This is a genomic window from Microbacterium sp. KUDC0406 (genome assembly GCF_021582875.1).
Lineage (GTDB): Bacteria > Actinomycetota > Actinomycetes > Actinomycetales > Microbacteriaceae > Microbacterium.
Genome location: NZ_CP091138.1, coordinates 1,879,888 through 1,895,821 on the forward strand (window position 1 = coordinate 1,879,888; position 15,934 = coordinate 1,895,821).

Here is a 15,934-nt window from a genome sequence, read left to right on the forward strand (position 1 = left end):
CGGGCGGATCGCCCCGTGATTCCAGGGTACCGGGGTGGTATACCGCGGTTCCCGACGATCCGCGCCGCAAGATCGGCGGATGCGCACGGGATGTTGAGAATCGCGATTCGGATGCCACGGGCGCCGGCCCTACGCTGTTGCCATGACCCAGTCGTTCCGCATCCGTGCCGTGCTCCTCGACATGGACGGGACACTGGTCGACTCGACGGCCGCGGTCGAGCGCACCTGGCTGGCCTGGGCGAAGCCGCATGGGCTCGATCCCGCACGCGTGCTCGAGGTCGTGCACGGTCGGCAGGGTTACGAGAGCATGGCGATCCTGCTGCCGGATCGCCCGCACGAGCAGAACATCGCCGAGAACGCCGTCATGCTCGCCACCGAGGCCGAGGACGTCACGGGCGTCGTCGCCGTATCCGGTGCCGGCGATCTGCTCGCCGCGCTGGCGTCGCATCCGCACGCGATCGTGACCTCGGCGGATGTGCGGCTGATGCAGGCCCGGATGGGCGAGGCCCGTCTGCAGATCCCGTCCCTGCACATCACCGCGGAGAACGTCACGTCGTCCAAGCCCGATCCTGAGGGCTTCCTGCTCGGTGCGTCCGAGCTCGGCGTCGATCCGGCGGACTGCCTGGTGTTCGAGGACTCCGAGGCGGGCATCGCCGCTGCGAAGGCCGCCGGAATGCGCGTGATCGGCGTGGGCGCGACCTCGGGGCGCATGCCCCCGACCTGGTCGTGGCCGACCTCACCGGCATCCGGATCGAGGCGGATGCCGACGGCCTGACCCTGACGGTGCTCTGACGAAGCCCCCGTCGCCCATCCGTCGCCTCATCCGTCTCCGCACCGTCCGGTCGCGCCGCGCGCCCCGCGATGCGAGGAGGAAAACGCCGCTGCGGTCCGCCGCCGACCTACGAAATCCTCCTTGCATCGACCAAGGCCCGCCGCCTCCCTGCGATGCGAGGAGGAAAACGCCGCTGCGGCCCCCGCCGACCTACGAAATCCTCCTTGCATCGGGGAACGCCCGGCTTGCGCCGACGGCCGGGCGACGCTGCTGAACAGGCGAGCTCTAGACTGGTGCGGACTGCAGGGAGGACACTGTGCCGATCACACGGACCGTGCTCGCTGCGGCGCAGGAGCACCCGGATCGGATCGCGATCGCCGGCCCTGACGGATCGCTGACCTACGCCGGGCTGGTCGAGGACTCCCGGCGCTCCTTCGCCGTCGTCGATGCGCTGCACCGCGAGCGCCCTGTGGCCCCGGCTCCGGAGACGGGTGGCATCCCGATCACCGCGATCAGCATCGATTCGGCGTTCCACGCGGCGCGCATCGTGGCGGGGCTCGCCGGATACCGGGCGGTCTCGGCGACGATCGACCCGCTCTGGCCGCTCGCGCACCGCGTGCGTGTGATCGTGCGCTCGGGCATCGGCGTCGTGATCAGCGACTCCGCCGATCTGGGCGAAGCGCTCGCTGCCGAGGGGTGGCGTGGCACGGTCATCGGTTTCGAGGAGTTCCGGATGCGGGAGGCGGAGGCAGTTCCAGCCGACCCGCCGACGGTGCGTGACGGCGACGAGGCGTTCCTGCTGCTGTTCTCGTCGGGCACGACGAGCGATCCGAAAGCCTTCCTGAAGACCCGCGCACAGTACCGCGCGAACTTCGCGATCTCGAGTGCGCATCTCGAGCCGCGGCCGGGCGTCGCGACCCTCGCCCCCGGCCCGCTCTCGTACAGCCTCACCCTGTACGCGCTGATCGAATGCCTGGCATCCGGCGGCGGCGCGCATCTCGCCGACGTGTTCGAGCCGGCGGCGATCGCCCGGCGTGTGCGCGATGAGCGCATCACGCGGGTGGTCGCCGTGCCCGCCGTCGTGCAGGCCCTGACGGATGCCGCTCGCCGAGAGCGTTCGGCCTTCGCCGCGCTCGAGCTCGTCGTGACCGGCGGTGCGAATCTGCCCGCATCGATCCGCGCGGGTCTTGCCGAGGTGCTGCCCGCTGTGCGGCTGATCAGCTACTACGGCGCGGCGGAGATCGGGTTCATCGGCGACAGCCGCGCCGGAGACGGCACCCTCATCGGGGTCTATTCCGGCATCGGCATATCGGTGCGCGACGAGTCCGGAGAGCCGTTGCCCGACGGTGACGTCGGCGAGCTGTGGGTGCACGCGGAGGCCTGCTCGGACGGATACCTGGCGGGGACGAGCACCGACACTCTGGTGGGACCGGACGGCTGGGCGACCGTGCACGACCAGGCACGGGTGGAGGTCGGCAGGCTCGCGCTGCTCGGCCGCGCCGGCGACATCGCCGTGACCGGCGGACACAAGGTCTCGCTCCCCGAGGTGGAGCGCGCCTTCGACGGGATGCCGGGGCTCGGCGCCGTGTGCGCGGTGTCGCTCCCACATCCTCGACTGGGCGCGGTCGTGGCGCTCGTGGTCGAGAGCCCGGCACCGTCGAAGGACGCGCTGCGCGCCTGGGCCCGCAAGCGCCTCGCACCGCAGTTCGTACCGCGCCGGTGGTACGTCGTTCCGGTGCTCTCCCGCACCGCGGGCGGCAAGATCCGTCGCGGCGCGACCGCGGAACTCGCCCTCGCACCCGACGCACCGGCGGTGCGGTTGTGAACGTCGCCCTCCCGCGGGTCGTTGAGCGAGCGAAGCGAGACGACGTTTCGTCTCCGCTCCTCCGTCGCTCCGCTCAACGACCCGAAAAGGGCCCCCACTCCCCGGTCGTTGAGCGAGCGAAGCGAGACGAAACGCCCACCGCCCGCCAGACACCTCACCACGTTTCGTCTCCGCTCCTTCGTCGCTCCGCTCAACGACCCGACCCGCCTCACCTCCCGCGGGTCGTTGAGCGAGCGAAGCGAGACGACGTTTCGTCTCCGCTCCTCCGTCGCTCCGCTCAACGACCCGACCCGCCTCACCTCCCCCGGTCGTTGAGCGAGCGAAGCGAGACGACGTTTCGTCTCCGCTCCTCCGTCGCTCCGCTCAACGACCCGAAAAGGGCCCCCACTCCCCGGTCGTTGAGCGAGCGAAGCGAGACGAAACGCCCACCGTCCGCCAGACGCCTCACCGCTCCGCTCAACGACCCGAAAAGGGCCCCCACGGGACGGTGAGCCAGTGAACCGCCGCGTCGTCATCACAGGGCTCGGGGCGATCACCCCCTCCGGCCTCGACGTCCCCTCGCTGTGGGACGCCGTGGTGCACGGGCGCTGCGCGATCACCGCGCTGGAAGGCGCGGAGTTCGACGGCCTCCCCGTGCGTATCGGCGGGCAGGTGCGCGGATTCGATCCGGCTTCCGTCATCGAACCGTCGCTGGCGCGCCGGCTGAGCCCTGTGCAGCACTGGGCGATCGCCGCCGCAGACCAGGCGATGACGCAGGCCGGTGCGATCCACGTCGACACGGCGGCCTTCGCTCACGTGCACCCGCCGCGGGGAAGTGCGCTTCCCGCGGAAGCATCCGCCACTCAGCCCCGCGGCAGCCGCACACCTCCGCGCGAAGCGCACGCCGAAGCGTCCGCGCAGACGCCGTCGGGATCCTCCCTCCCGTGGGATCCGTCCCGCTTCGGCGTCCTCGCCGCGACCGGCTCCGGCCCGATCGACGCGATGCAGCAGGCCACGCGCGCCCTCGACGCGAAGGGGCCGCGCGGCGTGCCGCTCACGCTCGTCGTCTACGGCGCTCCGGATGCCGCCGCCGCGCTGCTCAGTCAGCGCTACGGCGCCCGGGGGCCGGCGCACGGCGTCACGGCGACCTGTGCGAGCAGCGCCATCGGCCTCGGCGACGCACTGCGCCGCATCCGGCACGGCTACGCCGACGCCGTGCTCGTCGTCGGCATGGAGGACTGCCTGAACCCGGTCAACCTCGCCTCGAACGCCAACCTGCGCGCGCTCGCCAGCGGCTACGAGGACGACCCGGCGAGCGCGAGCCGCCCCTTCGATCGAGCCCGCCGCGGGTTCGTGATGGCGCAGGGCGCGGCGGCGCTGCTCATCGAAGCCGCCGACGTCGCCGAGGCGCGCGGGGCGGTCCCCCTGGCTGAGCTCTCCGGCTTCGGCGAATCCAGCGATGCGCACCATCCGACCGCTCCCGAGCCGCATGGCCGCGGTGCCGCGCTCGCGATCGCGGCGGCGCTGGCGGATGCCGGGATCGCCGCCGCCGACGTCGATCATGTCAACGCCCACGGCACCGGCACTCCCGCCGGCGACGCCGCCGAACTGTCCGCGCTGCGCGCCGTGTTCGGAGACCGCCTCAGCGGCATCCCGATCACGGCGACGAAGTCGTCGACCGGCCATCTGCTCGGCGCCTCCGGTGCGGTCGAGGCGGTGATCGCCGTGCAGAGCCTGCTCACCGGCATCCTGCCGCCGACGATCAACCTCGACGACCCGGGGTTCACCGGGATCGACATCGTGACGGATGCCCGCGAGCATCCCGTCGAGACCGTGCTGTCGAACTCGTTCGGGTTCGGCGGCCACAACGGCGCGCTCGTGCTGCGACGCGCGGAAGGGATCACCCCATGACGGACAACTCCCCTGATCGGCACGCTGCGCTGGCCGAGCGGTATCTGCCCGACGCGCTGCTGGAGCAGTTCCGCGAGCGGGCCGCGGTGTACGACCGCGAGAACGGGTTCTTCGATGAGGATCTCGCCGACCTGAAGGATGCCGGTTACCTACGGCTGTTCGTGCCGGAGGAGCTCGGCGGTGCCGGACTGAACCTCAACGAGGTGTCGAAGCTGCAGCAGCGTCTCGCGACCGCCGCCCCGGCGACGGCGCTCGCGATCAACATGCACCTGATGTGCACCGGCGTCGTGCACGCGATGCGCGAGCGCGGCGACCACTCGCTGGACTGGGTGCTCGAGGAGGCCGCCGCCGGCGAGATCTTCGCATTCGGCATCAGCGAGCCCTCGAACGACTGGGTGCTGCAGGGCTCGAAGTCCACAGCTGTTCCGCAGGACGACGGCGGCTACCTGATCTCGGGCGTGAAGATCTTCACCTCCCTGTCGCCGGTGTGGACCCGGCTGATCGTGCACGGCGCGGATGCCTCGGACGATCAGATGCTGATCTACGGATTCCTGGAGCGGGACGCCGACGGCATCACCGTCTCGGACGACTGGGACGTCATGGGCATGCGCGCCTCGCAGAGCCGCGCCACCATTCTGAAGGACGTGCGGATGCGGCCGGAGCGCGTCGCCCGCAGGATCCCCTCCGGCCGGTACCCCGACCTGCTGACGTTCGCGATCACGAGCAACTTCCAGCTGCTGATCGGCTCGGTCTACGCCGGCGTCGCGCAGCGGGCGCTGCAGCTGGCGGTCGCGGGGCTGAAGGCGCGGAAGTCGGCGAAGGCCGGCACCACCTACGCGGAGGTCCCCGAGACCCGCATCCGCCTGGCCGACGCGCACATGGAGTTCATGGCTGTCCCCGCCCAGCTGGAGGCGTACTGCCGCGACTTCGACGAGCTGGCCGACCACGGCGCCGGCTGGCCGCTGCGCCTGGTCAGCGCCCGCCTGAACGCCTCCACCGCCGCCCGCCGCACGGCAGAGGAGGCCCTCATGTGCACCAGCGGCTCCGGCTTCGGCAACGCCCACGAGGCCAGCCGTCTGTTCCGCGACGCCACCGCCGGCCTCTTCCATCCGCCGAGCGCCGACGCCGCCCGCCCGATGTACGCCGCCGCCCTCCTCGACGACTGACCCCGACCGACACGCCCGCGCCCCGGCCCTTGCAGATGGCGGACGATTCCGCACCCGGCAGCGGACACCCCGTGCTCAGGTCCGCCATCCGCAGATCCGTCCGCCATGCGGAAGACGACGGATCATTCGCAGCGCACGCCGCTCGTAGAGCCGGCCAGGCAGGTATGCCGGCATCCCTCGATGGGATGCCGGCATGCTCCTGCCCTCACCAATGTGACCCGCCCCTCCCACCCGGCCACGACGCGTTCCCGAGTCCTCACAAGACCTTGATGCGTTTCGTCTCAGTCGCTGGCGCTCCTTCGCTCAACGGCCCGGGAAGCTCAACGACCGGTCAAGAACCCCAGTCCTCGAAGATCAGCGACGTCCGGGAGGACCGCACCTGCGGGATCGCCTGGATCTCCTCGAGCACGATCCTCCGCAGATCCCGGTTGTCCCGCGCACGCACCAGCAGCAGCACGTCGAAGTCGCCGCCCATGAGCGCCATGTGCTCGACCTCGGCGATGCTGTGCAACCGGTCACGCACCTCCTGCCAGCTGGCCTGCTCTATCGCGACCATCACGTAGGCCGAGGCGTGGTGCCCGAGCAGCATCGGGTCGGTGCGCACCGTGTACCCGGTGATGACGCCGGCATCCGTCATCCGCTTGATGCGGGCATGCGCGCCGGCGCGCGAGATGTGCACGGCGTCGGCGATGGCCGTCATGGATGAGCGGGCATCCTTCTTCAGCATGCGCAGGATCGCGTGATCGGTCTCGTCGAGCTCCACCATGAGCGCCTCCGAATCGTCGGGTTCTGCTGACAGTCTGTCATCCGCAACCGGCGCACTGAAGCATTCGTCCATGAAATCGTCCCGTGGTCTGGATGATCGCTCGCGCGAGGCGCATGCTGGCGAGAGGACACGTTCGGCAAGGAGGCGGAGCGATGACAGACCTGCTCCCCGGGACACCCCGGTTCAGCTCATCGATGAGACCGGTCAGGCGCATGCCGACGAGCAATACCGGATGCCGGCATCCGACGCACTTCGCGAGGCGTATCGCATGCTCGTCGAGGGTCGGCGCCTGAACGAGCAGTGCACCGCGCTCGTCAAGCAGGGCCGCCTCGCGGTCTATCCGTCGTCGCACGGCCAGGAGGCCTGCCAGGTCGCGGCGGCCATGGTGCTCGGCGAGGGCGACTGGCTGTTCCCGACCTATCGCGACACCGTCGCGGTGGTCGGCCGCGGCGTGCGCCCCGCCGATGCGATGGTCATGCTGCGCGGCGACTGGCACGGCGGCTATGACCCCGCGGTCTACGGCGTCGCCCCGCAGGCCACCCCGCTCGCGACCCAGCTGCTGCACGCGGTCGGCTTCGCGCACGCCGCGAAGATGCGCGGCGAGGACACCGTCGTGCTCGCGCTGTGCGGCGATGGTGCCACCAGCGAGGGTGATTTCCACGAAGCGATGAACTTCGCCGCGGTGTTCCACGTGCCCGTGGTGTTCCTGGTGCAGAACAACGGGTTCGCGATCTCGGTGCCGCTCTCGCGGCAGACCGCCGCGACCTCGCTCGCACACAAGGCGATCGGTTACGGGATGCCGGGGCAGGGTGTCGACGGCAACGACGTCGCCGCCGTGCTGTCGGTGCTCACCGCCGCTGTGGATCGCGCCAGGGAAGGCGGCGGACCGTCGCTCGTCGAGGCGCACACCTATCGGATGCAGCCGCACACGAACGCCGACGACGACACCCGCTACCGCGAGCGCGACGAGGTGCAGCTGTGGATCGCGCGCGATCCGATCACCCGCATGAGCACGCACCTGCGAGCATCCGGAGCCCTCGACGACGATGCGCAGCAGACGATCGCCGAGGGCGCGGAGCGCATGGCATCCGATCTGCGCGACGCGATGAACGTCGATCCCGAGATCGATCCCGAGGACCTGTTCCGGTGGGTGACCGCGCAGCGGTCGCCGCAGCTCGCGGAGCAGTGGGAGCTGCTGCGGGGCGAGATCGACCGTGACCGGATGGTCACGACCGAAGGAGGCGCACGATGACGATCGCCGAGGTGCGGGCGGCGGATGCGGCATCCTCCGCCACCCAGACGATGACGATGGCCGGCGCGCTGAACCGTGCCCTCGCCGACGCTCTCGAGGACAGCCGCGAGGTGCTGCTGTTCGGTGAGGACGTCGGCAAGCTCGGCGGGGTGTTCCGCATCACCGACGGACTGGCCGCGCGGTTCGGCGAGGACCGCTGCTTCGACACGCCGCTCGCCGAGTCGGGCATCGTCGGCACCGCGGTCGGCATGGCGATGAACGGCATGCGACCGGTCGTGGAGATGCAGTTCGACGCGTTCGCCTACCCCGCGTTCGAGCAGGTCGTCAGCCACGTCGCCAAGCTCGGCAACCGCACCCGCGGTGCCATCCGGCTGCCCATGGTGATCCGCATCCCGTTCGGCGGCGGCATCGGCGGTGTGGAGCACCACTGCGACTCGTCCGAGGCGTACTACGCGCACACCCTGGGCTCACCGTGGTGACGCCGTCGACCCCGCAGGACGCGTACTCGCTGCTGCGCGCGGCCATCGACTCCCCCGATCCGGTGATCTTCCTCGAGCCGAAGAAGCTGTACTGGACCAAGGGCGAGGTCGACACGTCCCGGCGTACAGAGCTCGGCACCGCGCGGATCGTGCGGGACGGCACTGATGTCACCCTGCTCGCCTACGGCACGGCCGTGCCGATCGCGCTGGAGGCGGCGGATGCCGCCGCCGAGGAGGGCCGCAGCGTGCAGGTCGTCGACGTGCGCTCGCTGTCGCCGTTCGATGACGCGACCGTCACCGCCGCTGTGCGCTCGACGGGCCGCGCCGTGGTGATCGCCGAGGCTCCCGGCTACGTGTCGGTGGCATCCGAGATCCAGGCACGGGTCTCGGAGCGCTGCTTCGAGCACCTCGAGGCGCCGGTGCGCAAGGTCACCGGGTTCGACGTGCCGTTCGCGCCGCCGAAGTTCGAGCACTGGTATCTGCCCGACGTCGACCGCGTGCTCGACGCGATCGACACCCTGCACTGGGAGGACGAATGAGCGTCGCCACCGCCCGGATCTTCCGGTTGCCCGATCTCGGCGAGGGCCTCACCGAGGCCGGCCTCGTGCAATGGCTGGTCGCCGTCGGCGACACCGTCACCGTCGACCAGCCCATCGCAGAGGTTGAGACCGCGAAGAGTGTCGTGGAGCTTCCGACGCCGTTCGCCGGCGTGGTCACCGCGCTGCACGGCGCCGAGGGCGAGACGATCGCGGTGGGTGCGCCGGTGCTGGAGGTCGCGGATGCCGCGGACGCCGCCGCCCTCCGGTCCTCGAGCGAGGAGCGCAGTGACGAGCGGGCGCAGCAAGACGAAGTGACGAGAAGCGCCGAGGTCCCCGAGGACTCCACGCTGCTGGAGGCCCATCGCCAGGAGGAACAAGCCGGCTCGGGAAACGTGCTGATCGGCTACGGCACCCCTGAGCGCGCGACGTCGGGCCGGCGTCGCCGCCCGGCGGCACGCGCAGCTTCGGACCACCGCGCGCCGAACCCCACCGGGCCCGCCTCGCAACACACCGCGGAAGCGCCACCCGCCCCGAAGCCCGGCACGCGCTCGGCCCCGGTCGCCGTCCGCAACCCGATCGTGCGCAGGCTCGCCCGCGACCTCGGGCTCGATGTGAGCACCATCGTCGCGACCGGGGTCGACGGCGCGATCACCCGGGCCGACGTGCTGCGCGCCGCCGTCGACAAGGCCGTTGATCACGCCGCGGCCGCGCATGCGGCGACAGCGTCCGACGCGGCACCCGCGGCCGGCCCTGCATCCGCGTCCGGCGATCCCTGCGGTCTGGCGATCCGCTCCCAGGAGCCGCTGTCGCCGCTGCGGCGCGCGGCGAGCGCCACGCTCAGCCGCAGCCGCGCCGAGATCCCCGAGGCGACCGTCTGGCTCGACGTCGACGCGACCGAGCTCTGGAACGCCCGGAGGGCGATGGCCCCGGAGGGCGGGCGCGCACCGTCGATGACCGCCCTGATCGCCCGGTTCACGCTTCTCGCGCTGGAGGACTTCCCGATCCTGGCATCCCGCCTCTCCGCCGACGCCACCGAGCTCACGGTGTTCGACGGGGTGAGCCTGGGCATCGCGGCGGACACACCGCGCGGCCTCGTCGTGCCGGTGATCCCCCGCGCCCATGCGATGGACCTCGACACGCTCGACGCCGCAGTGCGGGATGCCGCAGATGCGGCCCGTGCGGGCACGCTCGAGCCGTCACGGATGCGCGGGTCGACCTTCACGCTGAACAACTACGGCAGCCTGGGCGTCGACGGTTCCGCGGCGATCATCAACCCGCCGAACGTCGCGATCTTCGGCATCGGCCGCATGATCGAGCGCCCCTGGGTCGTGGACGGGCAGATCGTGCCGCGCCGCATCGCTCAGCTCTCGCTCGTGTTCGACCACCGGGTCTGCGACGGCGGGTACGCCTCGGGCTTCCTGCGACGCGTGACCGAGCTGATCGAGCATCCGCTGCGCGCCTTCGGGAGGCTGTGAGCGTGGGCTGAAGGATATCGCGTATCCGCGATATCCTTGGTGCATGGGTCGAGCGGCGATGCTGTTGCGCAACGCCCGGCAGGACGCCGGGCTCACGCAGCCTGCGCTCGCCGCCAGAGCGAGGGTTCCGCAGAGCGTCATCAGCGAGTACGAGAGCGGCCGACGCGAACCCTCCGTCTCCGCGCTCGAGACGCTCCTCGGCGCGGTGGGGCTCGGCCTGACGACGGCCCCGCGTTCCACCGCTCTCAGCACGGTCCGGGAGCACGCCGCCGAGCTGCAGAGCGAGTTTGCAGCGCTGGGCGCAACCGGCATCGCCGTGTTCGGCAGCGTCGCCCGAGGCGACGATCACGAGGGCAGTGACGTGGACCTGCTCGTGGATCTCGCGCCGGACACCGGCCTCTTCGCGCTCTTGCGTCTGCAGACGACCGCGGAGCGCATTCTGGGCCGCAGCGTCGACGTCGTCCCTCGCTCGGATCTGAAGCCCACCGTCCGCCGCAACGCGCAGCGCGAGGCCGTGCCACTGTGAGTCGGGATGCCGGTTCGCGCCTGCAGGACATCCTCGTCGCGTGCGAGACCATCGCCCGGTACATCGAGCGTGCCGATGCCGACGACGAGATCGTATTCGACGCCATCCGCATCCGGCTCGTCGAGATCGGCGAGGCCGTCAAGGATCTCGATCCGGCACTGCTCACGTCGGAACCGACGATCCCCTGGCCGGAGATCACACGTATGCGCGACACTCTGGCGCATCGGTACTTCGACACTGCACATTCGATCGTGAACGCCACTGCTCGCAACGACGTCCCCGACCTCGCCTCCGCCGCTCGTCGGCTCCTCGCACGTCTGGAAGCACAGCCGGCAGACGAGTGATCCGCAAACCCCGGCACGCCCCTGTGCAACGCGATCTCCTCCTTAACCTGTGTCAATGTGTATTGTCGCAGTATGTCGATTCAGGACGCGGTTGCCGTATACCTCCAGGAGCTGCGGGATGCAGGGCGACGCGCGAACACGATCAGGGGATACGAGACGGATCTCCGCGTCCTTGTCGAGTGCGCGACGAAACGCGGCGGCGCACTCGACGAACAGGCCGTCACCGACTACCTGGCGTGGCCGTCCGCCCGAGCCGCCGCGACTCGGGCTCGACGGATGTCGGCGCTTCGCGGGCTGCTTCGAAGCTGCGGTCGCATGGATCTCCTGCCGCCTCAGAGCGAGATCTCTTCGCCATCCGAGCCCACCGCGCGCAACAAGACGCGCGGGGATGTCCGCGCCGACATCGATGCAGTGTTCGCAGCCATCCCCTGCACGCCGACCTCGATCAGTTGCTGTTCGGGATGCTCGCACGCCTCGGGCTTCGCCCCGGCGAGGCGCTGGAGCTGCAGGTCGAGGACTTCGACGAGACGTCCGCATCCCTGTCGGTGCCCGGCTGGGGCGGTCATCGCAGACGTGTTCTCGTCGATGATCGACAGATCCTGCTGCGACTGAGCAATTACATCCGTTACACCGCGAACCCTGCCGGTCCCCTGTTCACCGCACGAGGGCGCGACACACCATTGCGCTACCAGTCGGTTCAGCATCGCTGGGGGCAGTACTGCGCCGAGGCCGGCGTCGTCCTGCAGCTCTCCGAGCTGAGACAGGCTCACGCGGCGGAGCTGCTCGCAGGCGGTGTACCGGAGCACGTCGTCCGCGAGCGGCTCGGCCAGCGCTCGGGCGCGCTCGGTGCCGCGGTCTCGTTCTCCGCTGCAGACAGCGACGCGGCGCTCACCGCATGGCACGAGCGCCGCGAAGCGGAAGTCGCGAGCGCAGGCGTCTCCGAGAAGTTCCGGGGTCACGCCGGATGAGTCCGGGCATCCGCGCACTCGGCAGACCGTTCACGACATTCCTCGTCGCCGAGACGGTCAGTGCCACGGGCACGATGGTGACCGTCGTCGCCCTGCCCCTGATCGCGATCGAGACGCTGCAGGCCTCCACGTTCGCCATCGGGCTGCTCGAGGCGCTGCAATGGCTGCCGGCCGTCTTCCTGGGCCTGCTGCTCGGAGCGCTTGTCGACCGGAGCCAGCGGCGATGCCGTTCGGTCCTGGTCTCGGCGGACATCGGCCGCGCGGTCACGCTCGGGGCCCTCCCCCTCGCCGCGCACCTCGGCCTGCTCACCCTGCCCGTGCTCCTGGTGTCGGCGCTGCTGACAGGGGCCTTCACGGCCATGTTCCATTCCGCGTACACCCCCTACCTGCGCCAGCTCGTGCCGTCGGATCGGTACGCGGCTGCGAGCGCATCCATGCAGGCCGGGCGATCGAGCGCGCGGATCATCGGACCGGCGCTCGGCGGCGCCCTCGTCGCACTGATCGGGGCGTCGAACACCCTGATCCTCGATGCCGTCAGCTTTCTGCTCTGCGCCCTGGCGCTGCTGACGATCGTCGGCAGGGTCGACCCGCCCCAGCCGTCGCCGCGTCGCCGCCTCGCACGCGAGATCGGAGAGGGCTTGCGGGTTCTGCGCACAAGCACCGTGCTGGCCTGGATCACCGGCGGCGCAGCGACCGCGAACCTGCTGCTCTCCGCGAGCGGCACCCTGGAGATCCTGTTCCTCGCCCGGGATGCGTCACTGTCGTCAGATCTGATCGGTGCAGTCCTCACGGCTGGCGGTCTGGGTGGATTGACGGCCGCCCTGATCAGCCGTCGTCTCATCGATCGCTACGGCGTGGGAAGAACGGGGACCTCCGCCTTCCTCTACACGGCCCCGGCGTCGCTGCTTCTTCCGGCAACGCAGGCCGGCCCCTCGGTGCTCCTCTTCGCCGTCGGCATCTTCGTGCTCAGCTTCGGGATCACACTGGGGAGCGTGGCCGTCATGACGCTCCGCCTGCAGCACACACCGCTGGAGCTGCAGGGCCGGGTGAGCGCATTCTCCCAGGTGCTGAATGCGGCGACGATCCCGCTCGGTGCTCTGCTGGCCGGGGTGCTCGGCCAGTCCGTCGGCACGCGGGCGGCTCTGGTCGTACTCGGATGCTGTTACATCGCCTTCGGTGTCGCCTTCTCGCGCAGCCCGGTGCGCAGCGCTGCGCCCCAGCCGGTGCTGAAGGGCTGATCGAGCAGCCGACGATGACTTCGAGGCGCCTGCCGATCCTCAGCCGCGCAGCGCGAGGGTGAACGGCAGCACCGCGGTCGCGCCCGCCCGACGCAGGGTGCGTGTGGCGACGGTGAGGGTCCACCGGCTGTCGGCGACGTCGTCGACCAGCAGCACCGGGCCGGCCGGCACCTGCAGCCCGTCGGCGGTGAAGCGATCCCAGATGCCTGCGAGCCGGAACGCGCTGTTCCCGCCTGGTGCACCGGTAGGCCCGCCGTTCGCGAAGCCGAGCTCGCCGAGATACGGCAGCCGGCCGATCTCGGCGAATCCACGCGCCAGCGAGCCAGCCAGTTGCGGCCGCGAGCGCGACGGCATCCCGACGACGGCGACCGGACGCTCGTCCCACTCCCAGCCGGCCAGCACCCGCACGCAGGCGGCGAGCACCTGCGGCGGCACCGGCGCGTCCGGGGTCCCTGCAGCGAACAGCTCCCGCAGCGTGCCGCCCCAGCCGAGGTCGGTCAGCCGCGCCAGCGCCCGCCCCTCGGCGGCCTGCTCCTCCGCTCCGATCCGTCCCCGCACCGGCACGTCGAGCCGGTCGGCACCCGTAGGCCACTGCCTGCGAGGCTCGATCGGCACACCTACCCGGTCGAGCGACTCGGCGGCGCTCGACGAAGCGGTCGCGGCGATGTCGTCGGGGTACCAGACCCCCGCGCAGTTGTCGCACCGGCCGCACGGCGCCGCAGTGGCGTCGTCCAGGGAGCGCTGCAGGAACTCCATCCGGCATCCGCGGGTCTGCTGATACTCGATCATGTGCTGCTGCTCGGCACGACGCTCTCCGGCGATGCGCGCGTAGCGCTCCGAGTCATAGGTCCACCCGGCGCCGGTCGCGACCCAGCCGCCCTGCACGCGCTTGACCGCACCGTCCACGTCGAGCACCTTGAGCAGGAGCTCGAGTGGGGTGCGGCGGATGTCGACCATCGCCTCCAGTGCCGGGGTCGAGATCGGCTCCTCACCGAGGGCCGCGATCACGCGCTCGGCACGCTCCTGATCCGGCATCGACGCGGTCGCAAAATAGTGCCAGATGTCGCGGTCCTCCACGCCGGGAAGCAGCAGCACGTCGGCGCTCTCGCTCGCACGGCCCGCTCGTCCCACCTGCTGGTAGTACGCCACCGGCGACGAGGGCGCGCCGAGGTGCAGCACGAAGCCCAGATCAGGCTTGTCGAACCCCATGCCGAGCGCGCTGGTGGCGATCAGGGCCTTGACCTCGTTGCGCTTCAGCAGCCCCTCGGACTCCTCGCGCTCCTCAGCATCCGTCTGCCCGGTGTACGCGCGCACGTCATGCCCGTGCTCGCGCAGCAGCCGCGCGGTGTCGACGGCCGCTGCGACGGTCAGCGTGTAGATGATGCCGGATCCGGGCAGGTCGTCGAGATGGCTGAGCAGCCAGGCCAGCCTGCTCGCCGCGTTCGGCAGCTGCAGCACCCCGAGGCGAAGCGACGTGCGGGCCAGCGGGCCGCGGATGGTCAGAACCTCCGCGCCGCCGAGCTGCTCCGCGACATCCGCGACGACACGGCTGTTCGCGGTCGCGGTCGTGGCGAGCACCGGGACGTCGGCCGGCATCTGCGCGATGAGGTCCCGCAGCCGCCGGTAGTCCGGCCGGAAGTCGTGACCCCAGTCACTGATACAGTGCGCCTCGTCGACCACGAGCATCCCGATCCGCTGCACCAGCGCCGGCAGCCGCTGCTCGCGGAAGGCGGGATTGTTCAGGCGCTCCGGCGAGACCAGCAGCACGTCGACCTCGTCGCGGTCGAGGCGGGCCAGCACGTCGTCCCACTCGTGCGCGTTCGTCGAGTTGATCGCCACCGCGCGCACACCCGCGCGCTCGGCCGCGCTGATCTGGTCGCGCATCAGCGCGAGCAGGGCGACACCAGCACGGTGGGACCGGCGCCCTGACGCCGCAGCAGCAGCGTGGCGACGAAGTACACCGCCGACTTGCCCCATCCGGTGCGCTGCACGACCAGCGCCCGACGGCGCCCGGCGACGAGCGCCTCGATCGCCTCGTACTGGCCGTCGTGGAAGTCGGCGTCCGGGCGCCCGACGAGATCGCGCAGGGCGGCGAGGGCGGCATCACGAGTGGCGGAGGAGGTCATCCCTCCACCCTGCCGTACGGCACCGACACGCGTGCCGCGTCGTCCACAGGTCAGGCGGTCGGCGGCAGGCCGAGGTCCTCTTCGCGCACGGTGCCCTTGAACGACCACGGGAAGTCGATCCAGAGATCGGTGTCCTTCCAGGCGTAGTCGGGCTGGATGATCGTGGTCGGCTTCGTGTAGATCGTCACCGAGCGCACGTCGGCGCCCTTGTCCTGCAGCAGCTGCACGGCCAGGGCGAGGGTGCGGCCGGAGTCAGCCACGTCGTCGACGAGCAGCACACGCCGCCCGTTCAGGTAGTCCATGTCGAGCTCGGGCGGCAGCACCTCAGGAGCATCCAGCACCGTGCCGATGCCGGTGTAGAACTCCATGTTGATCGCACCGCAGTTCTTGGCACCGAGGCCGTACGCGATCGCACCGGCCGGCAGCAGCCCGCCGCGGGCGATCGCCACGACGTCCTCCGTCGCGAAGCCGCTGTCCAGGATGCGACGGGCGAGGTCCCGCGTCGCATCGCCGAAACCGTCCCAGGTGAGCGTCTCGCGCTCGACTGCCGTATCCGTCATGAACCCAT

The 15,934-nt window shown here is 70.8% G+C and carries 12 protein-coding genes and 3 pseudogenes; 12 read left to right on the forward strand and 3 right to left on the reverse strand.

Annotation, left to right across the window (positions count from 1 at the left end; all coding sequences use genetic code 11):
* Window positions 1-142: 142 nt before the first annotated feature.
* From L2X99_RS09510 to L2X99_RS09525, 4 genes are all read left to right on the forward strand, one after another.
* Window positions 143-775 (forward strand): HAD-IA family hydrolase, encoded by a 633-nt coding sequence (locus tag L2X99_RS09510; protein WP_236123824.1) that lies wholly within the window; start codon window positions 143-145, stop codon window positions 773-775.
* Between the two features lie 313 nt (window positions 776-1,088).
* Window positions 1,089-2,597, forward strand: coding sequence for a class I adenylate-forming enzyme family protein (locus L2X99_RS09515; protein ID WP_236135010.1), 1,509 nt, complete (start codon window positions 1,089-1,091; stop codon window positions 2,595-2,597).
* A gap of 495 nt (window positions 2,598-3,092) precedes the next feature.
* Window positions 3,093-4,487, forward strand: a complete 1,395-nt coding sequence (locus tag L2X99_RS09520) for a beta-ketoacyl-[acyl-carrier-protein] synthase family protein (RefSeq protein WP_236123823.1) — start codon at window positions 3,093-3,095, stop codon at window positions 4,485-4,487.
* On the forward strand, window positions 4,484-5,653 hold the full coding sequence (locus L2X99_RS09525; protein WP_236123822.1) for an acyl-CoA dehydrogenase family protein: 1,170 nt from the start codon (window positions 4,484-4,486) through the stop codon (window positions 5,651-5,653). The genes L2X99_RS09520 and L2X99_RS09525 overlap by 4 nt, the downstream gene beginning before the upstream one ends.
* A 331-nt stretch (window positions 5,654-5,984) precedes the next feature.
* Here L2X99_RS09525 and L2X99_RS09530 read toward each other — a convergent pair whose 3' ends face one another.
* Entirely contained in the window at window positions 5,985-6,419 is a 435-nt protein-coding gene (locus L2X99_RS09530; RefSeq protein WP_236123821.1) for an Lrp/AsnC family transcriptional regulator, read from the reverse strand.
* A 70-nt stretch (window positions 6,420-6,489) separates the two neighbouring features.
* Between L2X99_RS09530 and L2X99_RS09535 the strand changes: the two genes are divergently transcribed.
* The 8 genes and pseudogenes from L2X99_RS09535 (at window position 6,490) to L2X99_RS09565 (ending at window position 13,240) form a co-directional block, all read left to right on the forward strand.
* Window positions 6,490-7,671 carry a thiamine pyrophosphate-dependent dehydrogenase E1 component subunit alpha gene (locus tag L2X99_RS09535; protein WP_442923431.1) on the forward strand — a complete coding sequence of 394 codons (1,182 nt, stop codon included), beginning with the start codon at window positions 6,490-6,492 and terminating at the stop codon, window positions 7,669-7,671.
* Window positions 7,668-8,689 (forward strand): annotated as a pseudogene (locus L2X99_RS09540) (alpha-ketoacid dehydrogenase subunit beta). The gene L2X99_RS09535 and the pseudogene L2X99_RS09540 overlap by 4 nt, the downstream one beginning before the upstream one ends.
* Window positions 8,686-10,164: a dihydrolipoamide acetyltransferase family protein gene (locus tag L2X99_RS09545; RefSeq protein WP_236123818.1), complete on the forward strand. Its 1,479-nt coding sequence runs from the start codon at window positions 8,686-8,688 to the stop codon at window positions 10,162-10,164. The pseudogene L2X99_RS09540 and the gene L2X99_RS09545 overlap by 4 nt, the downstream one beginning before the upstream one ends.
* Window positions 10,165-10,207: 43 nt before the next feature.
* Entirely contained in the window at window positions 10,208-10,690 is a 483-nt protein-coding gene (locus L2X99_RS09550) for a nucleotidyltransferase domain-containing protein (protein WP_236135011.1), read from the forward strand.
* Window positions 10,687-11,034, forward strand: a complete 348-nt coding sequence (locus L2X99_RS09555; protein ID WP_236123816.1) for a HepT-like ribonuclease domain-containing protein — start codon at window positions 10,687-10,689, stop codon at window positions 11,032-11,034. Before L2X99_RS09550 ends, L2X99_RS09555 begins: the two co-directional genes overlap by 4 nt.
* Before the next feature lie 72 nt (window positions 11,035-11,106).
* Window positions 11,107-11,325, forward strand: a pseudogene (locus L2X99_RS18555) (site-specific integrase); the annotation flags it as partial.
* The gene (locus tag L2X99_RS09560; protein ID WP_268928498.1) at window positions 11,271-12,002 is read left to right on the forward strand and encodes a site-specific integrase; all 732 of its coding nucleotides are present in this window, start codon (window positions 11,271-11,273) and stop codon (window positions 12,000-12,002) included. The pseudogene L2X99_RS18555 and the gene L2X99_RS09560, both read left to right, overlap by 55 nt.
* Window positions 11,999-13,240: an MFS transporter gene (locus tag L2X99_RS09565; RefSeq protein WP_236135013.1), complete on the forward strand. Its 1,242-nt coding sequence runs from the start codon at window positions 11,999-12,001 to the stop codon at window positions 13,238-13,240. The genes L2X99_RS09560 and L2X99_RS09565 overlap by 4 nt, the downstream gene beginning before the upstream one ends.
* A 39-nt stretch (window positions 13,241-13,279) precedes the next feature.
* Here the strand turns inward: L2X99_RS09565 and L2X99_RS09570 are convergent.
* Both L2X99_RS09570 and L2X99_RS09575 read right to left on the reverse strand, forming a co-directional pair.
* Window positions 13,280-15,366: pseudogene (locus tag L2X99_RS09570) on the reverse strand (RecQ family ATP-dependent DNA helicase).
* A gap of 50 nt (window positions 15,367-15,416) precedes the next feature.
* Window positions 15,417-15,926, reverse strand: a complete 510-nt coding sequence (locus tag L2X99_RS09575; protein ID WP_236123813.1) for a phosphoribosyltransferase — start codon at window positions 15,924-15,926, stop codon at window positions 15,417-15,419.
* Window positions 15,927-15,934: the final 8 nt, after the last annotated feature.